Source organism: Burkholderia sp. BCC0405 (assembly GCF_902833075.1).
Lineage (GTDB): Bacteria > Pseudomonadota > Gammaproteobacteria > Burkholderiales > Burkholderiaceae > Burkholderia.
The window spans coordinates 1-5,420 of sequence record NZ_CADFEO010000048.1 but is presented as its reverse complement, the minus strand read 5'-3'; the positions used below and the strand labels follow the sequence as shown (position 1 = coordinate 5,420).

Annotated in this window: 4 protein-coding genes and 1 pseudogene; all 5 read left to right on the top strand. The window is 57.5% G+C overall.

Annotated elements, in window-relative coordinates; translation table 11 throughout:
- A partial coding sequence (locus tag HWX36_RS36505; protein WP_175958549.1) for an efflux transporter outer membrane subunit occupies positions 1-1,280 on the top strand: 1,280 nt, incomplete at its 5' end.
- Positions 1,281-1,567: 287 nt separating this feature from the next.
- Complete coding sequence (locus HWX36_RS36500; RefSeq protein ID WP_175958548.1) at positions 1,568-2,770, top strand: multidrug effflux MFS transporter; 1,203 nt, start codon at positions 1,568-1,570, stop codon at positions 2,768-2,770.
- 96 nt (positions 2,771-2,866) lie between these two features.
- Positions 2,867-3,733 carry an NmrA/HSCARG family protein gene (locus HWX36_RS36495; protein WP_175958547.1) on the top strand — a complete coding sequence of 289 codons (867 nt, stop codon included), beginning with the start codon at positions 2,867-2,869 and terminating at the stop codon, positions 3,731-3,733.
- Positions 3,734-4,209: 476 nt separating this feature from the next.
- Positions 4,210-4,509 (top strand): H-NS histone family protein, encoded by a 300-nt coding sequence (locus tag HWX36_RS36490; protein ID WP_244136617.1) that lies wholly within the window; start codon positions 4,210-4,212, stop codon positions 4,507-4,509.
- A gap of 181 nt (positions 4,510-4,690) precedes the next feature.
- Positions 4,691-4,884, top strand: a pseudogene (locus HWX36_RS36485) (transposase); the annotation flags it as partial.
- Between the last annotated feature and the right edge of the window lie 536 nt (positions 4,885-5,420).

Sequence of the window (5,420 nt, the reverse complement as noted above, 5' to 3'; positions counted from 1 at the left end):
GGCTGATCGAGATCGCGCTGAAGAACAACCGCGACCTGCGCGTGTCGGTGCTGAACATCGAGGCGGCGCGCGCGCAGTACCAGATCACGCGCGCCGGGCTGTTCCCGACGCTCGATGCGACGGGTACCGGTAACCGTCAGCGCCTGCCAAATTCACTGTCGGTGGCGCCGGGCCGGAACATTACGACGACCTACAACGTCGGCCTTTCGGCGTCGTGGGAGCTCGACCTGTTCGGCCGCGTGCAGAGCCTGAAGGACCAGGCACTTGCACAGTACCTGTCGACGTCTTATGCGCGGCAAGCGCAGGAGATCTCACTGGTGTCGCAGGTGGCTGACCAATACCTGACGCTGCTGTCGACCGACGACCTGCTGAAGGTTACCGAGAACACGCTGAAGACGGCGCAGGACTCGTACAACCTGACGAAGCTGCAGTTCGACAACGGCACGGGCTCCGAGCTCGACCTGCGTCAGGCGCAGACGGTGGTCGAGACGGCGCTCGCGAACCAGCAGGCGCAGGCTCGCTCACGTGCGCAGGCGCTGAACGCGCTGGTGCTGCTGATCGGCGAGCCGCTGCCGGACGACCTGCCGGCGGGCATGCCGCTCGACGCGCAGAACCTGCTGACGGATGTGCCGGCAGGCCTTCCGTCCGACCTGCTGACGCGTCGCCCGGACGTGATGCAGGCTGAGCAGACGCTGTTTGCCGCGAACGCGAACATCGGCGCGGCGCGCGCTGCGTTCTTCCCGAGGATCTCGCTGACGGCCGCATTCGGCACGGCGAGCCCGACGTTGGGCGGCCTGTTCAAGGCCGGCACGGCGGCATGGTCGTTCGCGCCGAATATCGCGCTGCCGATCTTCGAAGGCGGGCAGAACATCGCGAACCTCGATCTCGCGCACGTGCAGAAGCGCATCGAGATCGCCAACTACGAGAAGGCGATCCAGTCGGCGTTCCGCGACGTGGCCGACGGGCTGGCCGCACGCGGCACGTACGACCAGCAGATCGCGGCGCTCGAGCGCAACGAGCACGCGCAGCAGCGGCGCTTCGACCTGTCGGACCTGCGTTACAAGAACGGTGTCGACAGCTACCTGCCGGTGCTGACGGCACAGACGGACCTGTACACGGCGCAGCAGTCGCTGATCAGCGCGCGTCTGGCACGCTGGACGAACCTGGTCGACCTGTACCGTGCATTGGGCGGCGGCTGGATCCAGCGCGCAGGCGAAACGCCGCGCGCGCCGGATACTACTGTCGACCATGGCAGGGTAGAAGATTCGTCTCAAAACTAGGTTTTGCTTATTTATGTTGCCATGGCGGTGGACGCCCGTGACGCAGGAATCGTACGAGTACTTTCGTCACAGGCGGAAGAGCCGGGTCGACTTTGGTGTTGGAGGAGCATGCCGATGCGGTAGAGCTTCTTGAAAAGCGGAGCCCCAAGATCGCTACGATATTTCCGAGGTTGACCGCTCAGTCATACAGAAGGGTACGAACACTACCCATTTTCGTGAATGCGCGCTTAGCAGTAGTTTTGTGTCGCGAACCCGTGGGGTTCTCGTGCTCTAACCGAGATAATCATATGTATTCAAGATTCGTCAGAGTCGCGTTGATATTAGGGCTACTATCCGCGATCGGACCGTTTGCTATCGATATGTACTTGCCGGCGCTGCCCGTGATTAGTCGGAGCCTGGGTGCTGACATGAGCACAACCCAGTTGAGCTTGACGGCATTCTTCGTCTCGATGGGCGTCGGCCAACTCATCTTCGGTCCCGTATCGGACGCCGTCGGACGCAAGCCTCCACTTTATTTCGGCTTGGCATTGTTCGTCGTCGCGAGTATCGGCTGCGCACTGGCCACGAGTATCGAGACGCTTGTCGCGCTTCGCTCCGTGCAAGGTCTCGGCGCCGCAGCGGGCATGGTGATTCCGCGCGCCGTGGTGCGTGACCTGCATACTGGCAACGACGCCACACGATTGATTTCGATGCTGATGCTGGTATTCGGCATTTCGCCGATTCTTGCGCCGCTGGTTGGCAGCGTCGTCGTTGCCCATCTGAGCTGGCGCGGTGTTTTCTGGGTGGTGACGGCCGCGGCACTAGTCGGGCTGCTACTGGCTTCGACGATGCTCTCGGAGTCGCATACGCGCGACGCGCGAATCGGCGGCGGCTTTGGCGCAACCCTGCGTTCTTACGCGCTGTTACTGCGCAACGGCCGCTACCTGGGTCTCGTGCTCATCGGTAGTTGCGCGTTTGCAATCTTCTTCATCTTCCTGGCTACCTCGCCATTTGTGCTGATCAACCACTATGGCCTGTCGCCTGCGCAATATGGTGTTGCCTTTGGGTTCAATGCGGCATCGTTCTTTCTCGCGGCACAACTTAACGGTGAATTGTGTGAGCGCTTTGGAATCGAGCAGGTGATCAAGGTCTGCGTTCATGCGTGCAGTGCCGTCATGCTGATCCTGCTAACCTACTACGTTGCGATCGGCGACCGGCTGTGGGTATTGATTGGCCTTTACGCTCTTGCCAGCGCATTCATGGGCGTCGTCATCCCCACGACAGGTGTACTCGCGCTGGAGCAGCATGGCCGAATCGCAGGAACGGCGTCCGCGCTGCTGGGAACGGTGCAGATCCTGACCGGCGCAGTCGCGGTGGCCGTGATGAGCAGGTTCGCGAGCGACAGTCCATTGCCTATGGTCGCTGGCATGACAGCCTGCGGATTGATTGGCATCGGGTTGTCGTGGATAACGTTGGGTGGCCGATCGGCAGGAAGTGTTCGTGCGCGCTGATTCTACGGACGAGGCACGTTGTTTCTGGTTTGCTCCGATTCCGCGTACGGCTAAAGATTCGATAACAATATTTTCAATTCAATCGATTTCCACATCATGACTTTCAAAACCATCGTTGTTCTAGGTGCGACCGGGCAACAGGGCGGTGCTGTGGCCCGTTCGTTAAGGGCGGACGGCCATTGGTATATTCGCGCACTTTCACGAAACCCTAACTCCATTGCGGCGAAGCAATTGGCTGCGGATGGCATTGAGGTCGTCGCGGCTGACCTGGACGACCCCGCCTCGTTGCGAGCCGCCTTTGCCGGTGCCCTTGGCGTTTTTTCCGTTCAAGGCTCGGAGCAAGGCGCGGCAGTCGAGACTCGCCGGGGCATCGCCGCAGCGGATGCCGCACTCGCCGCAGGTGTACAGCACTTCATCTATGCATCGGTAGGCGGTGCCGATCGACGCTCGGGCGTGCCGCATTTTGAAAGCAAGCGGCTCATCGAGGAGCATATCCTCAGAATTGGCCTACCAGCCAGCATTGTTCGTCCCGTGTTCTTCATGGAAAATTTTAGTAACCCTGTACAGCGAACTGTGTTGTTGGCGCTTTTACGCAGCTACGTGCCCAAGACGAAGTCGCTCCAAATGATCGCAGTTGCCGACATTGGCAATTGGGTTGCGCAAGCATTTGCCCGCCCAGGTGATTTTCTTGGTAAGGCCGAGGAAATCGCCGGCGTCGAGTTGACCCGCGCGCAGATTGTCTCCACCTTCAAGAACCACGGTTGGTCGGTCGGGTTGCCTTTCCCTCTGCCCAGATTTCTTTTCCGTCCGCTGCCCTATGATTTTCGGAAGATGTTTGCTTGGTTTGGAGAGGCAGGTTACCTAGCCGATATACCTGCGTTGCGTGCACGCCAACCCGACGTCCTTACCCTCGAAAAATGGCTCGTTGAGCAAGGCGGTGCATCGCGAACCGGTAAAACGTAATTCGCTCTTGGAAATCGGGGTGGGATTGAATTTTATGATCAATGCTGGTGTTGAGTTGTCTGATTTCTGACGTGTCAGGATAATTCACGCGATCACGCTCTACTTATGGTGGCGGATGGGGCTATTCATGTAGCCATTGGCAATCTATGCCAAGCTCCTCACTCGTTTCGTCAGGAAAGGAAAGGGGGCTAGCTATGGGCTCGTCCGCGAACGCTATTCTTCAGGAGAATGAAATCTATCTGTGATAAATGTTCTGAATCATTGGCCGTAATCGATATAGTATTCATCTTGATGGGTTGAGTGTTGCCGCTTGAAGGGCATGTTTCCAGACGAATCGCTTGTATAGTGAGGCGGCGGAGAGCCATTATTTTATGCTAATGTGAAATTAAGATGAGGTGAGCGATGGGGTGTTGGGTGCTATTAGGTGCATGGATTGAATATTTTGATTATATGTGGTGCCTTTTTTAATTGGATTCGTGAAATCTTATCAAGAATATATCGAGGAAATGGCGAGGCTCGAATCTCAGATTTCGGAGCGTAGACGAGCCAATGCAGAGGCAATATTGCTTGAGATCAAATATTGTATTCGAGAGTTTGGTTTTTCGCCAAGCGATATATTTTCTGCCGAAACTCTACGCAATGCGACAAAGCGAAGGCCACGTTATTTCGATCCTGTTAGCGGGGCGACCTGGTCAGGAGTAGGGCGTGTGCCTAAGTGGATTGGCGATAAGGATCGTGAGCAGTTCAAGATAGACGGTTTAGATCGTGAAAAATGAGATGTTTGATTTTGGAAATGAAACGGAAATCTGATGCCTCGCGTGCTTGCAATAGAGGGGGCAGCCAATGGCCGAGGTCGTGCCATGACTTGGCGTCGGCTTGCGTCGTTTCTTTTCGTGCTCCCTTTTGGGAGCAAGCGGTACCTTGTCGTAGCCGCTCGCTGCATCCCGCTGGCGGGCACGAATCGCCCGGAAAGGTATCGAAAGCAAAGAGCGTCTGGGACGTCATCGATGGATTGTCGAGCGTACACATTCTGGCTTGCCGGCTTCGGCCAGCTTCGTATCCGTTTCGAGCGTTGACTCGACATTCATTCCGCGCTCCTTTCTCTGGCCGCCGCCGTCATCCGTTCTCGCTTCGTTCGGGACTTGTGTTAACGGCTCTTAGTCCGGACTGCAGTTAGAGTCTGAGGTTGAAACTGCCGTTTTGCATCGTGAACCGGGGCGAACTGCACAGGCGTCAAATAGCCGGACGAACTATGAGCCCGCTCGGTGTTGTACTCAATACGCCATTCCTCAGTCAGCCGCTTGGCGTGGCGCATTGACACGAACCCATGCTCGTTCAGGCATTCATCGCGGACCTGCCCGTTGAAGCTCTCGATGTAGGCATTCTTCACCGGCTTGCCAGGCCGAATGAACGACAGCGTGACACCTGATTCGTAGGTCCGTGCCCCAGTACCTTACGAGTGAAATCCGGTCCGTTGTCCCGGGTGATGGTTGCGGGTAAGCCTTGCATCTCCCTGAGCCGTTCGAGCACTTGCTGCACCCGCAAGCCCGATAGCGAAGTATCAACTTCAATGGCCGGGCACTCGCGCGTGTATGGAGTTGACCCTGTAATCCCGGACACAGCGTCACACTAAGGTTGCTGAATCCATTGCGCGACGGAACGCTCTTGGCGAGCGATATTTCAACGC

What these genes read in the sequence shown, in the direction of transcription:
- HWX36_RS36500 (WP_175958548.1), top strand. Translation starts at nt 1,568, where the DNA reads ATGTATTCAAGATTCGTCAGAGTCGCGTTGATATTAGGGCTACTATCC.
- HWX36_RS36495 (WP_175958547.1), top strand. Translation starts at nt 2,867, where the DNA reads ATGACTTTCAAAACCATCGTTGTTCTAGGTGCGACCGGGCAACAGGGC.